At 68.7% G+C, this 19,169-nt stretch carries 13 protein-coding genes and 1 pseudogene; 7 read left to right on the plus strand and 7 right to left on the minus strand.

The window, feature by feature from the left end; genetic code table 11:
• The 3 genes from E3T33_RS02450 to dxs form a co-directional block, all read left to right on the plus strand.
• On the plus strand, positions 1 to 700 hold a 700-nt coding region (locus E3T33_RS02450; protein ID WP_134574659.1), incomplete at its 5' end, for a DUF3159 domain-containing protein.
• Positions 701 to 883: 183 nt separating this feature from the next.
• The gene (acnA, locus tag E3T33_RS02455) at positions 884 to 3,718 is read left to right on the plus strand and encodes an aconitate hydratase AcnA (protein WP_134574660.1); all 2,835 of its coding nucleotides are present in this window, start codon (positions 884 to 886) and stop codon (positions 3,716 to 3,718) included.
• A 104-nt stretch (positions 3,719 to 3,822) separates the two neighbouring features.
• The gene (gene dxs / locus E3T33_RS02460; RefSeq protein ID WP_134574661.1) at positions 3,823 to 5,778 is read left to right on the plus strand and encodes a 1-deoxy-D-xylulose-5-phosphate synthase; all 1,956 of its coding nucleotides are present in this window, start codon (positions 3,823 to 3,825) and stop codon (positions 5,776 to 5,778) included.
• An 88-nt stretch (positions 5,779 to 5,866) separates the two neighbouring features.
• On the opposite strand, the gene E3T33_RS02465 is transcribed toward dxs, so the two are convergent.
• From E3T33_RS02465 to E3T33_RS02480, 4 genes and pseudogenes are all read right to left on the minus strand, one after another.
• On the minus strand, positions 5,867 to 8,023 hold the full coding sequence (locus E3T33_RS02465; protein WP_092324709.1) for a 3-hydroxyacyl-CoA dehydrogenase NAD-binding domain-containing protein: 2,157 nt from the start codon (positions 8,021 to 8,023) through the stop codon (positions 5,867 to 5,869).
• Positions 8,020 to 9,225 carry a thiolase family protein gene (locus tag E3T33_RS02470; protein ID WP_134574662.1) on the minus strand — a complete coding sequence of 402 codons (1,206 nt, stop codon included), beginning with the start codon at positions 9,223 to 9,225 and terminating at the stop codon, positions 8,020 to 8,022. The genes E3T33_RS02465 and E3T33_RS02470 overlap by 4 nt, the downstream gene beginning before the upstream one ends.
• Positions 9,226 to 9,303: 78 nt before the next feature.
• Positions 9,304 to 10,500 (minus strand): annotated as a pseudogene (locus E3T33_RS02475) (ribonuclease D).
• Positions 10,493 to 11,092, minus strand: coding sequence for a DUF3000 domain-containing protein (locus E3T33_RS02480; RefSeq protein ID WP_134474324.1), 600 nt, complete (start codon positions 11,090 to 11,092; stop codon positions 10,493 to 10,495). Before E3T33_RS02480 ends, E3T33_RS02475 begins: the two are co-directional and overlap by 8 nt.
• Positions 11,093 to 11,157: 65 nt before the next feature.
• Between E3T33_RS02480 and E3T33_RS02485 the strand changes: the two genes are divergently transcribed.
• On the plus strand, positions 11,158 to 12,399 hold the full coding sequence (locus E3T33_RS02485) for an alpha/beta fold hydrolase (RefSeq protein WP_134574663.1): 1,242 nt from the start codon (positions 11,158 to 11,160) through the stop codon (positions 12,397 to 12,399).
• On the opposite strand, the gene E3T33_RS02490 is transcribed toward E3T33_RS02485, so the two are convergent.
• Genes E3T33_RS02490 through E3T33_RS02500 form a run of 3 tightly spaced genes read right to left on the minus strand, consistent with a single transcriptional unit; the run spans position 12,311 to position 14,435 of the window.
• Positions 12,311 to 13,093: a dihydrofolate reductase family protein gene (locus tag E3T33_RS02490; RefSeq protein WP_241982800.1), complete on the minus strand. Its 783-nt coding sequence runs from the start codon at positions 13,091 to 13,093 to the stop codon at positions 12,311 to 12,313. The two genes, E3T33_RS02485 and E3T33_RS02490, sit on opposite strands and share 89 nt — an antisense overlap.
• Complete coding sequence (locus E3T33_RS02495; RefSeq protein ID WP_092324719.1) at positions 13,090 to 13,530, minus strand: SufE family protein; 441 nt, start codon at positions 13,528 to 13,530, stop codon at positions 13,090 to 13,092. Before E3T33_RS02495 ends, E3T33_RS02490 begins: the two co-directional genes overlap by 4 nt.
• Positions 13,527 to 14,435 carry a sulfurtransferase gene (locus tag E3T33_RS02500; protein ID WP_092324721.1) on the minus strand — a complete coding sequence of 303 codons (909 nt, stop codon included), beginning with the start codon at positions 14,433 to 14,435 and terminating at the stop codon, positions 13,527 to 13,529. Before E3T33_RS02500 ends, E3T33_RS02495 begins: the two co-directional genes overlap by 4 nt.
• 147 nt (positions 14,436 to 14,582) lie before the next feature.
• Between E3T33_RS02500 and zapE the strand changes: the two genes are divergently transcribed.
• From zapE to E3T33_RS02515, 3 genes are all read left to right on the plus strand, one after another.
• Positions 14,583 to 15,635, plus strand: coding sequence for a cell division protein ZapE (gene zapE, locus E3T33_RS02505; protein ID WP_092324723.1), 1,053 nt, complete (start codon positions 14,583 to 14,585; stop codon positions 15,633 to 15,635).
• Positions 15,636 to 15,821: 186 nt separating this feature from the next.
• Complete coding sequence (locus tag E3T33_RS02510; RefSeq protein WP_134474319.1) at positions 15,822 to 17,042, plus strand: ammonium transporter; 1,221 nt, start codon at positions 15,822 to 15,824, stop codon at positions 17,040 to 17,042.
• A 481-nt stretch (positions 17,043 to 17,523) separates the two neighbouring features.
• Positions 17,524 to 18,966 carry an HNH endonuclease signature motif containing protein gene (locus E3T33_RS02515; protein ID WP_134574664.1) on the plus strand — a complete coding sequence of 481 codons (1,443 nt, stop codon included), beginning with the start codon at positions 17,524 to 17,526 and terminating at the stop codon, positions 18,964 to 18,966.
• Positions 18,967 to 19,169: the final 203 nt, after the last annotated feature.

A 19,169-nucleotide genomic window follows, 5' to 3' on the forward strand; every position in this document is an offset into this window, starting at 1 on the left:
CGGCGCCCCCGGCGCTGCCTTCGCCGACGGGATGGCCGCGGCGGCCCGGCGCGCCGGCTTCGCCTCGGCGGCCGAGGGGGAACCGATCAGCGGGCACACGCTGCTGGCCTCGATGGGCGGCATCCGCGGTCTCGTCGAGGCGGTGCTGCCCGGCCTGGTCTTCCTGGTCATCTACACGCTCACCCGTGACCTGGTCCTGTCGCTGATCGCCCCGGTTGCGGTCGGGCTCGTCTTCGTCGCCTTCCGCCTGGCCGCGAAACAGACCCTCTCCCAGTCGATCGGGGGGCTCGTCGGCATCGGCATCAGCGCCGTGCTCGCCTTGTTCACCGGGAAGGCCGAGGACTTCTACCTTCCCGGATTCTGGACCAACGGCGTCTACGGCTTCGTCCTGCTCGTCTCGGCGCTGATCGGCTGGCCGCTGATCGGTCTCGCCGTCGGCTTCCTGATGGGCGAGGGGATCGCCTGGCGGACCAACCCGTCGAAGCGCCGGGTGCTCACGATCCTCACCCTCTGCTGGGCCGGGCTGTTCGCGGCGCGGCTGATCGTGCAGCTGCCGCTGTACTACTCGGGCAATGTCGAGGCCCTCGGCGCGATGAAGCTCCTGATGGGGCTTCCGCTGTATGCCCCGCTGCTGGTCGTCTCCTGGCTGATGGTGCGCTCGATCTACCCCAAGCAGAGCGAACCGCCCGAGCCCGAATAGGGCGGGAATCCGTTCCCGGGAATGCTAGAGTTATCTCGACGTCAAGATAGTTTGACGCTCAGACTCGGCCGATCAACACCCGCCCAGCTAGGCTGACCATGCCGGCACCGGGTGTGTTCGGCCACACGGATTGAGGATGGCCGCCGGGTTTCCCGGGCGGTTTCCCACAAAGGAGAGGACCTCGTGTCTGCGGTTAACAGTTTTGGAGCAAAGGACACCCTGCGCGTTGGCTCGACGGACTATGAAGTCTTTCGACTCGACACCGTCGCAGGCTACGAGAAGTTGCCGTTCAGCCTGAAGGTGCTGCTGGAGAACCTTCTCCGCACCGAGGACGGCGCCAACATCACCGCCGATCACATCCGTGCCCTCGGCCAGTGGGTTCCTTCCGCGGACCCCGACACCGAGATCCAGTTCACGCCCGCCCGCGTGATCATGCAGGACTTCACCGGCGTGCCCTGCATCGTCGACCTCGCCACCATGCGCGAGGCCGTCGCCGAGCTCGGCGGCGACGCGAACAAGATCAACCCGCTCGCACCGGCGGAGCTCGTCATCGACCACTCCGTCATCGCGGACCTGTTCGGCTCGGAAGACGCCCTCGAGCGCAACGTCGAGATCGAGTACCAGCGCAACGGCGAGCGTTACCAGTTCCTCCGCTGGGGCCAGACTGCGTTCGACGACTTCAAGGTCGTCCCGCCGGGAACCGGGATCGTGCACCAGGTCAACATCGAATACCTGGCCCGCGTCACGATGACCCGCACTGTGCTGGATGCCGCGGGCAACAGCGTGCTCCGTGCCTACCCCGACACCTGCGTCGGCACCGACTCGCACACGACCATGGTCAACGGCCTCGGCGTGCTCGGCTGGGGCGTCGGCGGAATCGAGGCCGAGGCGGCCATGCTCGGCCAGCCCGTCTCGATGCTCATCCCCAAGGTCGTCGGGTTCAAGCTCAAGGGCTCCATCCCGGCCGGCGTCACCGCGACGGATGTCGTGCTCACCATCACGCAGATGCTGCGAAAGCACGGCGTGGTCGGCAAGTTCGTCGAGTTCTACGGAGAGGGCGTCGCCCAGGTTCCGCTGGCCAACCGCGCCACCATCGGCAACATGAGCCCCGAGTTCGGCTCGACGGCCGCCATGTTCCCGATCGACGACGTGACCCTCGACTACCTGCGCCTCACCGGCCGCAGCGACGAGCAGGTCGCCCTGGTCGAGGCGTACTCGAAGCTGCAGGGCCTCTGGCACGACCCCGCGCAGGAGCCCGCCTTCAGCGAGTACCTGGAGATCGACCTCGGAACCGTGGTTCCCTCGATCGCCGGACCGAAGCGTCCGCAGGACCGCGTCGAGCTCAGCCGCGCGAAGGAGCAATTCGAGACGGACCTGCAGAGCTACGCGACCCAGGACCTGTCCCGGGTGGATGCCGCCGTCGAGGCGACCTTCCCCGCCTCTGACCCGATCGGCTTCACCGCCGAGGACGAGCAGAGCGCCCACCAGCTCTCGCACCAGCACGTGAGCCACGCTCCCGCGTCGGTGTCCAGCCCCGTCCCGATCACCACCAAGGACGGCGCGAGCTACACCCTCGACCACGGAGCGGTCGCCGTCGCGGCCATCACGTCGTGCACGAACACGTCCAACCCGAGCGTGATGCTCGCCGCGGGCCTGCTCGCCCGCAACGCGGTCAAGAAGGGCCTCACGAGCAAGCCGTGGGTCAAGACCACGCTGGCACCGGGCTCGAAGGTCGTCACCGATTACTACGCGAAGGCCGGCCTCACCGACGACCTGGAGGCCCTCGGCTTCTACACCGTCGGCTACGGCTGCACCGTCTGCATCGGCAACACCGGTCCGCTCATCGACGAGGTGTCGGCCGCGATCAACGAGAACGACCTGGCCGTCACCGCGGTGCTCTCGGGCAACCGCAACTTCGAGGGCCGGATCAGCCCCGACGTGAAGATGAATTACCTCGCCAGCCCGCCGCTGGTCATCGCCTACGCCCTCGCCGGGTCGATGAACTTCGACTTCGAGACGGATGCCCTCGGCAAGGGCACCGACGGCAACGACGTGTTCCTCCGGGACATCTGGCCCGACTCCGCCGAGGTGCAGGCCACGATCGACAGCTCGATCGACACGGCCATGTTCACGAAGGAGTACGGCGAGGTCTTCGAGGGAGACGAGCGCTGGCGCTCACTGCCGACGCCCGACAGCGAGGTCTTCGAGTGGGACCCCGAGTCGACTTACGTGCGGAAGCCCCCGTACTTCGACGGCATGACGCTGGAGACCAGCCCGGTCACCAACATCGTCGGGGCGCGCGTTCTCGCCAAGCTCGGCGACTCCGTCACGACCGACCACATCAGCCCCGCGGGCAACATCAAGGCCGACAGCCCGGCCGGTGCCTACCTGCTGGAGCACGGCGTGGCTCGCGGCGACTTCAACTCCTACGGTTCGCGCCGCGGAAACCACGAGATCATGATTCGCGGAACCTTCGCGAACATCCGTCTCCGTAACCAGCTGCTGGATGGCGTCGAGGGTGGCTACACCCGCGATTTCACCGTGGAGGGTGCTCCGCAGGCGTTCATCTACGACGCGGCCCAGAACTACGAGGCCGCCGGCACCCCGCTCGTCATCTTCGGCGGCAAGGAGTACGGTTCGGGTTCGTCCCGCGACTGGGCGGCCAAGGGCACCAGCCTGCTGGGCGTCAAGGCCGTCATCGTCGAGAGCTTCGAGCGCATCCACCGCTCGAACCTGATCGGGATGGGCGTCGTTCCGCTGCAGTTCCCGGCCGGCAAGAGCTGGGGCTCGCTCGGGCTGGACGGCACCGAGGTCGTCACGATCACGGGCATCGACGAGCTGAACAACGGCAGCACGCCGAAGACGGTCCGCGTCACCGCCGCGCCGAGCGCGAACTCCGCGGCCGGCAAGGAGACCGTGGAGTTCGACGCGGTCGTCCGGATCGACACACCGGGTGAGGCGGACTACTACCGCAACGGCGGCATCCTGCAGTACGTGCTGCGGTCCCTGGTGGCCTAAGGCTCCCAGCTCCTCCCGCCCCTGGCGCGTAGACTCGACCTGTTCGAGTGTGCGCGCCAGCGGCATTTTCGGGCGCGAGTGCGGCAACGCGAAAGGTGGTATCGATGTCCCTTCTGGAGACGATCACGGGTCCTCGCGACCTCGACGCCCTCTCGAAGGAGCAGCTGGTCCAGCTCGCGGCCGAGGTCCGCGCGTTCCTGGTCAGTGAGATCTCGAAGACCGGCGGGCACCTCGGCCCCAACCTCGGCGTCGTCGAACTGACCATCGCGATCCACCGGGTCTTCGAGTCGCCGCGGGACTCGATCGTGTTCGACACCGGGCACCAGTCATACGTGCACAAGCTGCTCACCGGTCGGCAGGACTTCAGCAGGCTGCGCCAGCTCGGCGGACTCGCCGGCTACCCGCAGCGCTCCGAATCCGTGCACGACATCGTCGAGAGCTCGCACGCCTCCAGTTCGCTCTCCTGGGCGGACGGCATCTCCCGCGCCTTCGAAATGACCGGTCAGGACGACCGCCACGTCGTCGCCGTCGTCGGCGACGGCGCGCTCACGGGCGGCATGACCTGGGAAGCGCTCAACAACATCAGCGACGACAACACCCGGCGGCTGATCATCGTCGTCAACGACAACGGCCGCTCCTACGCGCCGACCATCGGCGGGATGGCGCGGTTCCTCAACACCGTGCGCACCCGCCGCAGCTACCGCAGCCTCTACCTGACCAGCCAGCGGGCCTTCGACCGGCTCGGCGCGCCCGGGCGGGCGCTCTACCGCGGCATGCGCGGCGGACTGCACGGCTTCCTCAGCCGATTCTCGAACAACGAGGCGCTGTACTCAAACCTCGACATCAAGTACATCGGGCCGGTCGACGGCCACGACATGGACGCCATGCTCGAGGCGCTCCGCCAGGCCAGGGGCTACGGCGCCCCGGTCATCGTGCACGCCATCACCCAGAAGGGCAAGGGCTACGACCCGGCCGTGCAGGATGCCGCCGACCAGTTCCACGCGGTCGGCCAGATCGACCCGGAGACGGGGGAGTCGACCGAATCGGCCGGCGCTCCATCGTGGACCTCGGTCTTCGCCGACGAGCTCGTGACCCTCGCCAGCGCGAACGAGCGCCTTGTCGGGATCACCGCCGCGATGCTGCGGCCGACCGGCCTGCACAAGATGGCCGAGCGGTTCCCCGGCCGCGTGCACGACGTGGGCATCGCGGAGCAGCACGCCGTGGCATCCGCCGCCGGCCTTGCCTTCGGCGGCCTCCACCCCGTGGTCGCGCTGTACGCGACCTTCATCAACCGCGCCTTCGACCAGGTGCTGATGGATGTCGCCCTGCACAAGGCCGGCGTCACCTTCGTACTCGACCGGGCCGGTGTGACCGGGCCGGACGGACCGAGCCACCACGGCATGTGGGACCTCGCGATCCTGCAGGCCGTGCCGGGAATCCGCCTGGCCGCGCCCCGGGACTCGACCCGGCTGCGCGAGGAGCTCGGGGAGGCCGTGGCCGTCGATGACGGGCCCACCGTTCTGCGCTTCCCCAAGGGCAGCGTCGGCGTCGAGTTCGAGGCGGTCGAGCGGCTGGAGGACGGGGTGGACGTGCTGCACGCCGGTTCCCAGAAGGACGTGCTGATCGTGACCGTCGGCCCGATGGCCGGCATGGGGCTCGAGGTGGCCGAGCGGCTCGCCGCCCAGGGCATCGGTGCCACCGTCGTGGACCCGCGCTGGGTCGTTCCGGTGCCGAAGAGCATCATCCGCCTCGCCGCCGAGCACCGGATCGTGGTCAGCATCGAAGACGGCATCCGGGTCGGCGGCATCGGCACCCGCATCCGCCAGGACCTGCGCGAGGCCGGTGTCGACACCGCGGTCACCGAGCTGGGCCTGCCCGACGAATTCCTCGACCACGGCTCACGCGCCGAGATCCTCGAACGCGTCGGCCTGACCCCGCAGCACATCGCGCGCGACGTCGTTGCGATGGTGCTCGGCAGCAAGATCCCGCACGCCCGCCCGCTGCCCGAGGGCCACACGCCCACCGGCTCGATCCCCGTCACCCGCCCCCGCCGCGACTAACCGACCCCGCGAAGGGCCTGTTACGCGAAACTGCAGTTGTGCGCGTTATGAGGCAAGTTTAGCGCGCACAACTGCAGTTTCGCGGGGATTAGACGACGGGGGAGGGAGCAGCGACGCCCACGCCGCGGATCGGCGGGGTGTGGAAGGCGGCGCCGAAGGTGCGCTCGCTCGCGCCGACCCGGTCGAGGTAGGGCGTGACCCCGCCCATCTGTGAGGGCCAGTTCGCGCCGAGGATCATGCACAGGTCGATGTCTTCGGCCGCGTGCACGACGTCGTCGTCCAGCATCCGCTTGATCTCGTCCGCGAGGCCGTCCTCGACCCGCTGCTGGATCTCCTCCGCCGTCATCGGCGATGTGCCGCCCGCGACGATCTTGACGGCGCCCTTGTCGAAGCCCTTGATCTTGCCCTTGGCGTCGCGGTCGAGGACCTTGCCGTACTCGGCGAGCGTGTGCAGGTTCGCGCTTTCGAAGAACCGCTCCGGGAACGCCGCATGGTGGGTGTCGAGCACGTGCGCCCCGACCTTCAGCCCGACCAGCTCGAGCAGCTGGAACGGGGTCATCGGGAGGCCGAACGGCGCCAGGGCGCCGTCGACGACCTCGAATGAAGTGCCCGTGTCGACCGCGTGCATGGCCTCGCCGAGCAGCTTCGCCAGCAGCCGGTTGACCACGAAGCCGGGGGTGTCCCTTGTGATCACGGCGTTCTTCCGCAGTTTGCCCGCGACGACCATGGCCGTCGAGAGCGTGGCGTCGTTGGTCACGGGCGTCTTCACGACCTCGATCAGGGGCATGATCGCGACCGGGTTGAAGAAGTGGAAACCGACGAGCCGTTCCGGGTGGGCGAGCTTTGCGCCGATCTTCTCCACCGACAGGGAAGAGGTGTTGGTGGCCAGGATCGCCTCGGGTGAGATGTGCTTCTCGATCTCGGCGAAGACGTCCTGCTTGACGCCGAGTTCCTCGAAGACGGCCTCGATGACCCAGTCGGCGTCGGCGAAGTCGGCCTTGTCCGTGGTGCCGGTGACGAGCGCGCGGAGGCGGTTGGCCTCATCCGCGCTGATGCGCTTCTTGGCCAGGAGGGTCGCGATCTCACCATGGATGTATTCGACGCCCTTGTCGACGCGGGCCTGGTCGAGGTCGGTGATGACCACGGGTACGCGCAGGCGACGCACGAACAGCAGGGCGAACTGGCTGGCCATCAGGCCGGCGCCGATGACACCCACCTTGGTGATCGGCCGGGCGAGCGCCTTGTCGGGCGCTCCGGCCGGCCGCTTGGCCCGCTTCTGCACGAGGTTGAACGCGTAGATGCTGGCCTGCAGCTGGTCGCTGGCGATGAGCTCGGCGAGGGCGTCGTCTTCGCGCTCGAAACCCTCGGCCTTCGTGCCGCTCTTCGCCGCCTTGAGCAGGTCGAGGGCGGCGTAGGGAGCGAGCGCGACGGTGCCGATGCTGGACTCGAGCGACTTGCGGGCGATGCCGATGGCGACGTCCCATTTCACCAGGCGCTCGATCTTGCTCGGCCGGTTCGGCCGCTCCACCTTCGTGCTGCCGGCGATGACGCCGTCGGCCCAGGCGATCGAGTTCTCCAGGAACGAGACCGAATCGAACATCACGTCGGCGATGCCGAGCGCGAGCGCGTCGGCGCCCTTGAGCGTGCGGTATTTGAGCGGGTTCTCGATGATCACCTTGAGCGCGTTCTCGATGCCGATCAGGTTCGGCAGCAGGTACGACCCGCCCCAGCCGGGGATGAGCCCGAGGGAGACCTCCGGCAGGGCGATCGCCGGCACGGATGCGTCGACGGTGCGGTAATCGGCGTTGAGGGCAATCTCCAGTCCGCCGCCGAGGGCGAGGCCGTTGATGAAGACGAACGAGGGCACGCCCAGGTCGGCCTCCTTGCCGAAGGCGTAGTGGCCGAGCTGCGCGAGCAGCTTGCCGGCCTCCTGCGACGGGATCTCGCCGACCTTGCTGAGGTCGGCGCCGGCGGCCAGGATGAACGGCTTGCCGGTGATCGCGACGCCATGGATCTCGCCCCGGCCGGCGCGGGCGCGTAGCTCGTCCAGCGTCGCCGCGAACTCGAGCAGGGTGGCGGCGCCGATCGTGTTCGGACGGGTGTGGTCACGGCCGTTGTCCAGCGTGACGAGGGCGAGCGTGCGATTGCCGGAGAGGGGAATGTCGCGAACGAAACTGTGCGTGACCACCTCGTCTTCGGAGAGGGCAAGCAGCGGGGTGAAGTCGATTGCGGAGTAGTCGGTCATCGCTTTTTTGCCTTCCGGTTGAAGTGCGGGTTCTCCCAAATGATGGTGCCGCCCATGCCCAGGCCGATGCACATGGCGGTCAGGCCGTAGCGCACCTCGGGGTGGGCTTCGAACTGGTGCGCGAGCTGGTTCATCAGGCGAACGCCCGACGAGGCGAGCGGATGCCCGATGGCGATCGCGCCCCCGTACTCGTTGACCCGGGGATCGTCGTCGTCGATGCCGAAGTGGTCGAGGAACGAGATGACCTGCACGGCGAATGCCTCGTTCAGCTCGAAGAGTCCGATGTCGGTGATCGCGAGGCCCGCCTTGCGCAGCGCCTTCTCGGTCGAGGGCACCGGGCCGAGGCCCATCACCTCGGGCTCGACGCCCGCGAACGCGAAGCTGACCATCTTCATTTTGACGGTGAGGCCAAGTTCCTTGGCGGCGTGCCCGCTGGCGAGCAGGCTGACGGCCGCGCCGTCATTGAGCCCGGAGGCGTTTCCGGCGGTGATGCGGCCGTGCGGGCGGAACGGCGTCCGGAGGGCGGCGAGGCCCTCCATCGTCGTCTCCGGCCGGGGCGCCTCGTCCTGCGTGGCCAGGCCCCAGCCGGCCTCGCTGCGGGTGGCGACGGGGATCAGGTCGGGCTGGATCTTGCCGGCGGCATACGCGGCGGCCACCTTCTGCTGGCTGCGCAGCGCGAAACGGTCCGAGCGTTCCTTCGTGTATGTGGGGAATCTGTCGTGGATGCGTTCGGCCGTGGCGCCCATGACGAGCGCGTCTTCGCTCACCAGGCGCTCGGACAGGAACCGGGGGTTCGGGTCGGCGTTGGCACCCATCGGGTGTCGTCCCATGTGCTCCACGCCGCCGGCGATGGCGAGGTCGTAGGCGCCGTAGCCGATCGCCGAGCCCATCGTGGTCACGGCGGTCATCGCCCCGGCGCACATCCGGTCGATGGCGAATCCGGGGACGGACTTGGGCAGCCCGGCCAGGAGGGCCGCGGTGCGCCCGAGGGTGAGGCCCTGGTCGCCGGTCTGCGTCGTGGCGGCGATGGCGACATCGTCGATCCGCTCGCCGGGGACGGAGGGATTCCGCTCCAGCAGGCCAATCATGGCCTTCACCACCAGGTCATCGGCTCGGGTGTTCCAGTACATGCCCTTTTCGCCGGCGCGTCCGAACGGGGTACGAACCCCGTCCACAAAGACGACTTCTGCTCTCTCGGCCACAATGCCTCCATCAATCAGCTCAGGTCTGATTCGATCCTATGGGGGCGCCAATTTGCCGACGGAATCCTTTGACTCTTCCTACGAGTCCGACTCCGAAGGCAGGCAGATGCTTTGGTGGACCTCGACAAAGGCATCGGCAATCAGTTGTGCGGTTGCGGCAACCTGCCACGCACGCGCACCGAGGTCCGCGAGGGCGGATCCGATCGAATCCGCGCTCACCGACTCGGGCGGCGACCAGGCGACCCGGCGCAGGAAATCGGGGGTGAGCAGGTTTTCCAATGGGATGGCCAGCTCGTCCGACACGGTCGCCAGGGCGGCGCGCGCCGCTTTGAAGCGCACGTCGGCCTCCGGATTGCGCTCGGCCCAGGCCCGGGGCGGCGGCAGCGTATCGCTGCTCGCCTTGAGCGCCGGCAGGTCGGGGCTGGACAGACCGGCCTGGATGGCGGCCCACCAGCGGTCAAGTTCGCTGCGGCTGGCTCGGCCGCTGAATTCGCGCAAATCGGCCAGGGCCTGCCGGCTCTCGGGCATCACCCTGGCCGCGGCGACCAGGGACGCGTCGGGTACCAGCCGGCCGGGGGAGACGTCCAGGTGCTGGGCCAGGGCATCCCGGGCGATCCAGAGCTCGCGGGCGACCGCCAGGTTCCGCTGGCCGCGGATGGAATGCACCCCGGACAGTCGGCGCCACGGGTCCACCCGGGGGGCCTTCGTCTCTCGCGCGAGCACGGCGGCGAACTCCTCGGCCGCAATCTGGGTCTTCTCGGACTCGACCAGCATCTCGACCATCCGGTCGCGCAGGTCAGGCAGCAGTTCGACGTCGAGCGCCGCATAGACGAGCCAGGCCTCGGGGAGCGGCCGGGTCGATCAGTTGGCCGCCGAGTGCTCCTTGGCGAGGTGGATTCCGAGCAGCTCTTCGACCACCGTTCCGAGGCCGACGCGCGGGAGGCCCAGGAGCCGGGCGGCCAGCTCCGTGTCGAACATGTTGACCGGGTCCAGGCCCACCTCGCGGAGGCACGCGAGGTCCTGGCTGGCGGCGTGCAGGATCCACTCTGCGTCCCGCAGCGACTCGTTGAGTTCACTGAAGTCACCGATGGCGGGCGGGTCGAACAGGAACGTGCCGGCATCACGCCGGTAGATCTGGATCAGGTAGGCGCGCTGGGAGTACGTGAAACCGGATGCGCGTTCTGCGTCGATACCGATCGGCCCGGTGCCACCGGCCAGGGTCTCTATCGCTTCGAAGTAAGCGTCTCGCGTCTCGACGACACCGTGCTCAGCCACGTTTGGCTCGGCGCGCGGACAACGTGCTGACTCCTTCGCCGCCGGCAGGGGGAAGGCCGGCGAGCATACAGAGAAGCTCACCCCAGCCTTCGACGTGGGCGGTGAGATTGTGGTCCAGGGGGGTCCACGAGGCTCTGAGCTCGATCTGGGCGCCGTCGCCCTGGCTGGCGAGTTCGCCGAAGCCGGAGGAGATGATCTTCGTGGCGGTGCCGGATGCCGCGGTGTACTGCGCCCCGTGGGCGTCGAGTGCGTCAACGAGCCAGGCCCAGGCGACCTCAGCCAGGAAGGGATCGAGCCCGATGTCGGTCTCCAGCGGAGCCTGTGCGAAACAGACGACGCGGAAGCGTCCGCCCCAGGCCTCGGGCTCTTCGGGGTCGTAGAGCAGGATGAACCGGCCGGTGCCGAGGTCGGAGTCGCTGCCGTGTCGGACGGGGCGCACATCGGCGGCCAGAGCCACGGCGTGCGGAGCGAGGCTGCCCGGCGCGGGGATTTCGGTGACGATGAGTTCCGGCCGTCGGTGAGCGCGCCGAATCGCGTCGAGCGCTGCGGCAAATTCCGGCGGAAGCGTTTGCCTGTCCTCTGATTCGGGCACGTTTGCAGACTAGAGTTTTTTTCGGGCGCTGTCTGCGAGGCACGCCGACCGGTTCGGAGGTGTACGTGACCAGCACAAGCTCACGAGAACGCGGGCCGGGCACGGCCCTGCTCGTCACCGCCGCCGCCGTGGTCGGGACGGCCGCCCTGCTGGCCGCTACCGTCAGTGTGCTGTCGGCCGTGATGGCCCGCCGCATCGTCACTCCGCCGACCAAACGTGAGCAGGACACTCGCATCCATGCCGTCGATCTCGCCGCCGGCACGATCACCCTGCAGACCACCCCGGATACCGTGTTGCCGGGCGAGTACAGTCTCTGGTTCACGGACGAAACCGGGCACGCCCGGCTGGGTGAGATCATCCGCAGCGACGCCGCGGGCGTCACCCGGCGGCTGACCGCCGTCGACTTCGGGGACCTGGCGAGTGCGCGGCTCGGCCGCCTGGCCGGTTACCACTACCTCGGCCCGGCAGAACTCGGCTTCCCCTTCGAGGACGTCGTCATTCAAACCGGGCTCGGCGACGCGCCGGCCTGGCTTATCCCCGCGGCGGAGCCGGACGGCCGGTGGGCGATCCAGGTGCACGGCCGCGGGGTGCAGCGCCCGGAGACCCTGCGCGCCGTTCCGGCCTTCCGGGAGGCCGGGTATACCTCGCTGCTCGTGTCGTACCGCAACGACCGGGAGGCGCCGGCCAGCCTGGACGGCCGCTACGGGCTGGGCGACACCGAATGGCTGGACGTGGAGGAGGCCATCGGGTTCACCCGGAGCCATGGCGCGACCAGCGTCGTGCTGATGGGCTGGTCGATGGGCGGCGCCATCGCCCTGCACGCGGCGAGCCGCACCGAGCACAAGGACATCCTGGCCGGGATCGTGCTCGATTCGCCCGTCGTCGATTGGGCCGATGTCGTGAGCTTCCACGGTGAGGCGCTCGGGTTCCCCTCGCCGATCATGGCCGGGGCGATGAGGGTGATGGGGCAACGCTGGGGCGGCCTGCTGACCGGTCAGGCGACGCCGATCGACTTCCGGCGGCTGGATGTCGTGGCCAGGGCCGACGACCTGTCCCTGCCGATCCTGCTCATGCACAGCGACGACGACGGCTACGTGCCGTCGACCGGCTCCCGGGCGCTGGCCCTGCGCCGGCCCGATCTCGTGACCTTCGTGCCGTTCACCATCGCCCGGCACACCAAGCTGTGGAACTACGACCCGGTGGGCTGGAACCGGGCGATCACGCGCTGGCTGGACGCGCTCGTTCCCAGCGGGCATACGTCGCCCCCGCATCATCCACCAGCAGCTGGCGAAGACCGAACCGAGTAGACCCGGCTGCGGGGGAGTCGAGCAGCGGGGAGTCGAGTGGCGTGGAGTCGAGTAGCGGCCGGCCGCCGAGCGTCACCTGCGGGCTCGTCGACAGGCAGAACTCGTCGACGAGGTCCGCCGCGAAGAGCTGCCCGGCCAGCACCGGGCCGCCCTCGCAGACGATGCGGTCAAGGCCCCGGTCGGCCAGGGCGCGAACGATCGCCGCCACCGTGATGTCCCCGCCCTCGTCGTCGAGGGGCACGATCGTGGCGCGGGCGGTCCCCACGCTCGCCCGGGCACGGTCGAGGTTGCTTCGGGCGCACAAGATGAGCACCGGATGCCCCGCGGCATCCGCCGGCCTGGCGTCGAGTCGGTGCCCGCTGAGGTCGCCGCTGGAGGTGACGACGGCCAGGGCCGCCTTCGCGGGCACGACGTAGCCTTCGGCGCGCACGCTGCCCGCCCCGACGAGCACAACATCGGACAGTTCCCGGATGACGCCGAGGATGCGCCGATCGAGCCGGCTGGTCAGCGTGTTGGAGGTGCCGTCGTCGCCGGTGGCGCTGCCGTTGAGGCTGGCGATCATGTTGACGCGGAGGAACGGACCGTCGCCGCGGCGGTAGTGGGCCAGGAGCCAGTCGCGGCCGGCCGCATCCATCCCGTCGAGCGTCGGCGTGGGGGCACCCGGCTCGGTCGGGAAGATGCGGGTGAGGTTCACGCAGCCGCCAGTGCCCGCAGCTGGCGCTTCGTGCGGGCGAGCATGGCCGTCATCCCGCGCATCCGCAGGGGGGAGACGGCTCGGGTGATCCCGAGGGAGCTCGGGTAGTCGTCGGGCACGGCCAGCGCCTGCTCGACGGTGAGCCCCTCGACGCCCTGGGCGATGATCGACACGAAACCGCGGGTCGTCGGGGATTCGCGCGGCGCGGTGGCGTGCAGGTGTACCGCACCGGCCTCATCCACCTCGACGAAGATGTACACCGGCGACTGGCACTCGACCACCCGTTCGAGCAGGTCCGGGTGGTCCTCGAAGCGCGCGGGCAGCGCCGGCAGCTCGTTGGCGAACTCGAGCAGGAGCAGCAATCGGTCCTTCTCTTCGAGTTCGAGGAACTCGTTCCTGATCTCGGCCAGCTGCTCCGGCAGTTCCACGGATGTCATCGGCGGGGCTTCGGCGCGTCGCCCGGCTCGGTGCCCAGCACGATCGGAACCCGGATGGCGTTGCCCCACTCGGTCCAGGAGCCGTCGTAGTTGCGCACCCCCTGGAAGCCGAGCAAGTGGGTGAGGACGAACCAGGTGTGGCTGGACCGCTCGCCGATGCGGCAGTAGGCGATGACGTTGTCGCCCTCGGCAAGGCCGGCCTCGCCGCGGTAGATGGCATCCAGTTCCTCGCGGGTGCGGAAGGTGGCGTCGTCGGCGGCGGCGCGGGCCCACGGCACAGAGACGGCGGAAGGGATGTGCCCGCCGCGGAGCGCGCCCTCCTCCGGGTACGCGGGCATGTGGGTGCGTTCGCCGGTGTACTCCTCCGGGGAGCGCACGTCGATCAACGGGTTTCCGAAGTGAGCGAGCACGTCGTCCCTGAACGCCCGGATCGGGGCGTCTTCGCGCGGGACGACCGGGTAGTCCGCCGTGCTCGTCAGCACGGTCTTGTCGGTGGTCATGTCGCGGTCCTCGGCGACCCACTTGTCCCGACCGCCGTCCAGCAGGCGCACGTCCTCGTGGCCGAAGAGGGTGAACACCCACAGGGCGTAGGCCGCCCACCAGTTGTTCTTGTCGCCGTAGATGACGACGGTGGAGTCGCGGGAGATGCCCTTGGAGCTCATCATGGCCGCGAACTCGCGGCTGCCGATGAAGTCGCGTTCCACCGGGTCGTTGAGGTCGGTGTGCCAGTCGATCTTGACCGAGCCGGGGATGTGGCCGACTTCGTAGAGCAGCACGTCTTCATCGGATTCGACGACGACGAGACCGGGGGTGCCCAGGTGCTCCTGCAGCCAGTTGGCGGAGACGAGGCGCTCCGGGTGCGCGTACGCGGTGAACTTCGGGGACGGATCGAGTTCAACGGACATGGGGGACCTCCGGGAGGGCGACTGACGCGGCGCGAGATATGGATTGAGTGCGGATTAGGCTTGTCACCTGCCCACACGTTAAATCTACGCGGTGTGGGCGCCGGCCGCACCGCGGTCATCCCTACATACAGAAACGGGTGTTCCCCCATGGCCCCAGAGGCCCACCGCCAGGCCCTCCGGCTCGTCGACCGCTCCCCGAGCATCACCGGTGCCGAAATCGTCGCCGAGCTGGTTCCCCCGCCGCAGTTCGAACACGCCTCGTTCGAGTCCTACCGGCCGGACCTGAACTTCCCGTCACAGCTGGAGGCGGTCGAACGGCTCAACTCGTTCGCCGCGGCCTGGCGGTCCCAGCGGCCCAGCGGATTCTTCTCCCGCACCCGGAAGCCGAAGGATGACCTGCCGGGGATCTACCTGGACGGCGGCTTCGGGGTCGGCAAGACCCACCTGCTCGCCGCGCTCTGGCACACGGCGCCCGGGCCGAAGTACTTCGGCACGTTCATCGAGTACACCGCCCTCGTCGGGGCGCTCGGCTACGCCAACACGGTCAAGCAGCTGCGGGGCGCGAAACTGATCTGCATCGACGAGTTCGAACTCGACGACCCGGGCGACACGATGGTGATGACCCGGCTGCTCGGTGAGCTCGTGGCCTCCGGCACCCGGGTGGCGGCCACCTCCAACACACCACCGAACTCCCTGGGCGAGGGCAGATTCGCCGCGGTGGACTTCCTCCGCGAAATTCAGGCGATGTCCGCCAACTTCGAGACGGTCAGGATCGACGGTCTCGACTACCGCCGCCGCGACGCCGCCGGCAACGCCGTGGCGGTTCCGGACGAGTCGCTCCGCCACATGGTCGGAACGCTGCTGGGGCGCGGGTCGCGGGTGGCCGAGGACGGCTTCGGCGCGCTGATCCGGCACCTCGGCACGGTGCATCCGTCGAAGTACATAAAAATGATCAGCGCGATCGACGTCATCGCCCTGACCGACGTGTTCCTGCTGACCGACCAGACGGATGCCCTGCGCCTGGTGGCCTTCATCGACCGCGTCTACGACGCCGAGATTCCGATCATCGCCAGCGGCCTGCCGCTCGGCGAGGTCTTCGATGCCGAGATGATGGCCGGCGGATATCGGAAGAAGTACCTGCGCGCCCAATCGCGCATGGTGGCGCTGACGACGGGGGAACTTCCCCCGCACGCCGAATGATCCGGCGAAACACGCTATTTACCCACGGGCCTCGCGTGTAACCGGCACGAAACATTGCGGTAGGCCCGGCGAAATCTCCGCGCCGCAGAATGATGCCGTACCCGAGACCTGACCGTCGACTACCTGCGTTCATTTTTGGACCTCGCGGTACACCCTGCAAACATTCGAGAGGTGTGAGGACAATCTATGGACACGGGAAGCATTGCATGGGGGATCACAGCAACCGCGCTGGTGCTGTTCATGACTCCGGGAGTCGCGTTCTTCTACGGCGGACTGGTGAAGGCGAAAAGCGTCGTCAGCATGATGATGATGAGCTTCGGGGCACTGGGGCTGATCAGCGTCCTGTGGATCCTCTACGGCTTCAACATGAGCGCCGTCGACAGCCCGCTGCAGTTCGCGGGTAACCCCTTCTCGGACTTCGGCCTGTCAGCGCTGGCATCCGGGGAGACCGGCAACACCGACCTCCTCGGCGCGACCTACGGCGCGACCTTCGCCATCATCACCGTCGCCCTGATCTCCGGGGCCGTCGCCGACCGGGCCAAGTTCGGCTCCTGGATGATCTTCGCCGGGATCTGGGCCACACTGGTCTACTTCCCCGTCGCGGCGTGGGTCTGGGGCGGCGGCTGGATCATGAGCCTCGGTGAAACCCTCGGCCTCCCGGGCGTCATCGACTACGCCGGCGGTACCGCGGTGCACATCAACGCCGGCGCGGCGGCCCTCGCCCTCGCCCTGGTCCTCGGCAAGCGCGTCGGCTTCCAGAAGGGCATCACCAAGCCGCACAATGTTCCGCTCGTGCTGATCGGCGCGGCCGTGCTGTGGTTCGGCTGGTTCGGCTTCAACGCCGGCGCGGAATGGCTGAACGGCCTCGAGAACGTCGGCATCATCGTCATCAACACCTTCGGTGCGACGGCGGCCGCGATCCTCGGCTGGATGATCGTCGAGAAGTTCAAGGACGGCAAGGCCACCTCGGTCGGAGCCGCCTCCGGAGCCGTTGCCGGCCTGGTCGCGATCACCCCGGCCTGCGCGAACCTGGAGCCCGGCTGGGCGCTCCTGCTCGGTGCCGTTGCCGGTGCCGTGTGTGCCCTGGCGATCGAACTGAAGTTCAAGCTCGGCTTCGACGACTCTCTCGACGTGGTCGGCATCCACCTCGTCGGCGGCGTGATCGGCACCCTGTACCTGGGCCTCTTCGCCACCGACACCGGCCTCTTCACGGGGGGCGACTTCGGCCAGCTGGTCGTGCAGGCGATCGCCGCGTTCTCGGTGCTCGTGTACTCGTTCATCGTGGCCTACCTCCTCGGCCTGGCGATCGAGAAGACCATCGGCTTCCGGATCAAGAGCGAAGACGAACTCGCCGGAATCGACACCATCGTGCACGGCGAGGAGGGCTACGCCCTCGACCGGGTCTAGGAAATTCCCGCGCGGCCGGTAGCCGCGCGCACCACGCCAGGGGCGGTGGGGCGGTTCGATACCAGCAGATCGAACCGGCTCGCCGCCCTGTCGCGTGAGCGGGGCCGCATTAATAGCCGTCCCCGTGGCAGATTTCTACCCCCTGCCGCCTCGAATCAATCTCGGCCACACTGTTGGAACTGGTGGTGGACCCGAACACCGCGAGAATCCCCGTCAAGGATCCGGATTAGTCCGGTCCCTTGACGGGATCTTTGCGTTTACGGGGCGTTTCCGCCGAGAGTCGCCATTTCTACCCAGGGTCGCCGTTGCAACGGCGATTGTCGGCAGGAACGGCGACTCTCGCTGCGTGCGGGGGTGCGCGAGTGGCGCCGTGCCTGCGCCTGTCCTCCACAGGTCGGGCGGGCCGGAAGTTATGCACAAGGGCCGGTCAGGGGTGGTTTCGGGCCGGAGGAATGTCGGTGGTTCGCCGTACCGTTGGCGTATGAAAACCATCAAAGGACCACCCGGTCGGGCACTCCCGGCCGGCCCGAACCCGGGCGTTGACCCGGGTGTCGCCACCGACCAGGGTCAGCCGCTGACAGCGGCCGCGGTCCACCTGGAGGAACTCGGCGCGCTCATCGACGAGGTCACCGCCATCGACCGGGCGATGGCGGTGCAGGCCGCGGCCCGGGTGGTCGCGATCGACGCCGCGCGGGTCTGCAGCGAGCGGGAGCTCGACGGCAGTGCGTTCAGTCCGGCGTTGACCCGCCGGTCGCTGGTGGCCGAGCTGGCCTGCGCGCTGCGGATCCCGGAGTCGACCGCTTCGGGGCTGCTGGAGAGCAGCCGGGCCCTGGTCCACGACCTGCCGGACACCCTGGCGGCCCTGGCCGCGGGGCGGATCGGCTACCGGCAGGCAATCATCCTCGTCAATGAGATCACCGGCCTGCCCGCCGAGGCAGCCAAGCAGCTCGAGCAGGAGGCGTTGCCGTCGGCCGGCCGGTTGACGGCGTCGCAGTTCGAAAGGAAGACCAGGAAGCTGCGGGAGAGAATCCATCCGGAGTCGATCACGGCCCGGCATGTGCGGAGCGTGGCCGACCGGTCGCTCAGGTTCGACCCGGCACGCGACGGGATGGGCTGGCTCAGCGCCTACCTGCCGGCGTCGGACGCTCTCGGCGTTTACGGCCAGGTGACGGACCGGGCGATCGCCCTGCAGGGGCCGGACGAGCCGCGCACGCTCACCCAGCTGCGGGCGGACGTGTTCCGCGACCTGCTCCTGCAGACCGGCTGCGCGGAGACTGGCTGCACGGAAGCCGGCTGCACGGAGGCCGGTTGCACGGAGGCCGGCGGCACGGAGCCCGGCTGCACGGAGACGGCCGGGGCGGCCGGCAGCCTGGGCGGGCTGCGGCCGAACCTGATCGTGACGGTCCCGATGCTCACCCTCCTCGGTGTCACCGAGGAGCCCGGCAGCCTCGACGGGTACGGGCCGATCGATCCCGACACGGCCAGGGCGCTGGCGGCGAAGTGTCCGAGCGCGGTGCGGATCCTGACCCACCCGGAGACCGGCGCGGTGCTCTCGGTGGGCCGGGACCGGTACACGATCCCAGCCTCGCTCCGCACGATGCTTCAGGTGCGGGACGGAACCTGCCGGCACCCCGGGTGCAGCCGGGCGGCCAGCCGCTCGGACATCGACCACGGCCTCGACTGGGCATTCGGCGGACGAACCGACCACAACAACCTCGCCCACCTCTGCCCCGCCAGCCACGCCCTCAAACACGAGGCCGGCTGGAAAGTCAGCCAGGCCAAGGACGGAACCGGCACCCTCACCTGGACAACCCCGACCGGCCACACCTACGTGACCGAATCGGAGACCATAATCCGCACCGCCATCAGCGCCGAACTCCGACGTAAAGTCGACGCGCCCGACGACCCGGCCAGCGAGGAGTAGAGGGGGCAGTTGGGCCCAGGAGGGTCCCGGAGGGTCGTCGCAGTCGACGTCGAAGCCGCATGAGCAAATCTCACACCCCGGCATGATGTCTACCCCCTAAGGGGGACACGGGCACCCCCTCCATGGGGGGTTTGACCCCCCTTGACCGGGTGACAACTCCGCCAAGAGACTGTGGGCCTTGGCAGGGACCCGAAGCCTGCCAT

It is taken from the genome of Cryobacterium sp. TMT1-2-1, from assembly GCF_004403955.1.
Lineage (GTDB): Bacteria > Actinomycetota > Actinomycetes > Actinomycetales > Microbacteriaceae > Cryobacterium > Cryobacterium psychrotolerans.